The following is a 2,813-nucleotide window of genomic DNA, read 5'->3' on the forward strand; positions in this document are numbered from 1 at the left end:
CGCCGAGGGCGGCGAAGGCCGCGATGCCGGCCAGGCCGATCCACAGCCGGCGGACCGCCAGCAGCCCGAGCAGCGCGGCGAACGCGGCGAGCAGCAGCGCCGTCCCGACCAGCAGGGCGATCTTGTCGTACGTGCCGAACAGGGTGATGGCGAACTGCTTCAACGGCTCGGGTACGAAGTCGACGACCAGCCCGCCGACCGCGATCAGCGGGGCGGACCGGGGGCCGGTGAGGACCGCGACCGGCTCGGCGACGCCGATGGCCACGGCGGCGGCCGTGATCCCGGCGAGCGCGGCGAGGCCGCGGGGCGTGGTGCTCATCGGACCAGTGTTGTCGATCAACCGGACCGACCGCCAACCACGTCAGCGTTCCGTAATGCCCCCGCAGACGCGTCAGGGCGCACCGTCTCCGAAGACGGTGCGCCCTGAGTCGGCGTACGCCGTGGGTCAGAAACCCGGGCCGTGCTGGTGACCGTGGCCGTGGCCGTGCCCACCGGCGGCGGCCGGCTCGGCCTTCTCCGGCTTCTCCACCACGAGGCTCTCGGTGGTGAGCAGCAGGCCGGCGATCGAGGCGGCGTTGGTGACCGCGTTGCGGGTCACCTTCACCGGGTCGATGATGCCGGACTTCACCAGGTCGACGTACTGGCCGGTGGCGGCGTCGAGGCCGTTGCCCCACTCCTTGCCGGCGACCTTCTGCACCACCACGTAGCCGTCGTGGCCGGCGTTCTGGGCGATCCAGCGCAGCGGCTCGACCAGCGCCTTGCGGACGATCGAGACGCCGGTCTTCTCGTCACCGGTCAGGCCCAGGTCGTCGGCGAGCACCGGCAGGATCTGCGCCAGGGCGGCACCACCACCGGGCACCGTGCCCTCCTCGACGGCGGCCTTGGTCGCGGCGATGGCGTCCTCGATGCGGTGCTTGCGCTCCTTCATCTCGACCTCGGTCGCCGCGCCCACCTTGATGACCGCGATGCCACCGGAGAGCTTCGCCAGCCGCTCGGCCAGCTTCTCCCGGTCCCACTCGGAGTCCGAGGCCTCGATCTCCTTGCGGATCTGCGCGACCCGGTCGGCGACCTCGGAGGACTGGCCGCCACCGTCGACGACGGTGGTGTTCTCCTTGTCGACCACGACGCGCCGGGCGGTGCCGAGCACCTCCAGGCCGACCTGGTCGAGCTTGTAACCCAGCTCCGGGGCGACCAGCTCGGCACCGGTCAGGATCGCCATGTCCTGGAGCATCGCCTTGCGGCGGTCGCCGAAGCCGGGGGCCTTCACCGCGCAGACCTTGACGGTCTTGCGGATCGAGTTGACCACCAGGGTCGACAGCGCCTGGCCCTCGACGTCCTCGGCGATGATCAGCAGCGGCTTGCTGTTCTGGAGGACCTTCTCCAGCAGCGGCAGCAGCTCCTCGATCGCCGAGATCTTCTGCGTGGTGATCAGGATGTACGGGTCCTCCAGGACCGACTCCTGCGACTCCACGTCGGTGACGAAGTTCGGCGAGATGAAGCCCTTGTCGAACTGCAGACCCTCGGTCACCTCCAGCTCGGTGGTGAGCGCGGAGCCCTCCTCGACGGTGATGACACCGTCGCGGCCGACCTTCTCCATCGCCTCGGCGATCAGCTCGCCGATGGTGGCGTCCTGCGCGGAGATGGTCGCGACGTTCGCGACCGCCTCCTTGCTGGAGACCTCGACGGCCCGGTCGAGCAGCGCCTCGGAGACCTTGGCGGCCGCCGCGTCGATGCCCCGCTTGAGACCGGACGGGTTCGCCCCGGCGGTCACGTTGCGCAGGCCCTCGCGGACCATGGCCTGGGCCAGCACGGTCGCGGTGGTGGTCCCGTCGCCGGCGACGTCGTTGGTCTTGGTCGCCACCTCCTTGACCAGCTGCGCGCCGAGGTTCTCGTAGGGGTTGGTGAGCTCGATCTCCTTGGCGATGGTCACGCCGTCGTTGGTGATCGTGGGCGCACCGAATTTCTTGTCCAGGACGACGTTGCGCCCGCGCGGGCCGAGGGTGACCTTGACCGCGTCCGCGAGGGCGTTGACACCGTGCTCGAGCAGGTGCCGGGCGTCGTCCGAGAAGCTCAGGATCTTCGCCATGAATGTCCCTTCGAAGCGCCGTTGCCCCGGCCCGGCGAGCCGGACCGGGGCAACGACACTGATCGGTTGCTTACTTCTCGATGACCGCGAGGACGTCGCGGGCGGAGAGCACCAGGTACTCCTCGCCGGCGTACTTGACCTCGGTGCCGCCGTACTTCGAGTAGATGACGGTGTCGCCGACGTTCACGTCAACCGGGATCCGGTTGCCCTTGTCGTCGATGCGGCCCGGCCGACAGCGAGGACGGTGCCCTCCTGCGGCTTCTCCTTGGCGGTGTCGGGGATCACGATGCCCGACGCCGTGGTGGTCTCAGCCTCGTTCGCCTGGACCAGGATCCGGTCCTCGAGCGGCTTGATCGCAACCTTGGTCGCGGTAGTCACGGGCATACCCTCCTGGGGTACTGGTTTCGTTGCTGGTCGACCGGGGCCGACCAGCGTCAATCTGCCACATGCCACCGGGCGGGGCCGTCGTCGCGGGTGCCGGTCCGCCTGGCGTTCAGCGCCCGCGCCGGGTGGCCCGGGAGCTGGCACCCTCGGGGTGAGAGTGCTAATCGCAGGTTATTCCTCGGCTAGCACTCCGTCAAGGAGAGTGCCAGCGCGTCGCGTCCGAACGGCCACGATCGACACGGCAGGGGTCGGTCGGGCGGCGCGGGGCGGGTCGGGAGAATGGGCACGTGGACATCGACCAGCTCGCCGCGTTGCGTACCCCCGACGGGTCGGCCGCGCTCGC

General features: G+C 69.9%; 1 protein-coding gene and 2 pseudogenes. All 3 read right to left on the reverse strand.

Going from position 1 to position 2,813, the window contains the following annotated elements; genetic code table 11:
- Nucleotides 1-319: pseudogene (locus JNW89_RS33400) on the reverse strand (molybdopterin-binding oxidoreductase); the annotation flags it as partial.
- A 126-nt stretch (nucleotides 320-445) separates the two neighbouring features.
- Nucleotides 446-2,086: a chaperonin GroEL gene (groL, locus tag JNW89_RS33405; RefSeq protein WP_238452076.1), complete on the reverse strand. Its 1,641-nt coding sequence runs from the start codon at nucleotides 2,084-2,086 to the stop codon at nucleotides 446-448.
- Nucleotides 2,087-2,156: 70 nt separating this feature from the next.
- A pseudogene (gene groES / locus JNW89_RS33410) lies at nucleotides 2,157-2,470 on the reverse strand (co-chaperone GroES).
- Between the last annotated feature and the right edge of the window lie 343 nt (nucleotides 2,471-2,813).

Source organism: Micromonospora sp. 4G55, from assembly GCF_016803375.1.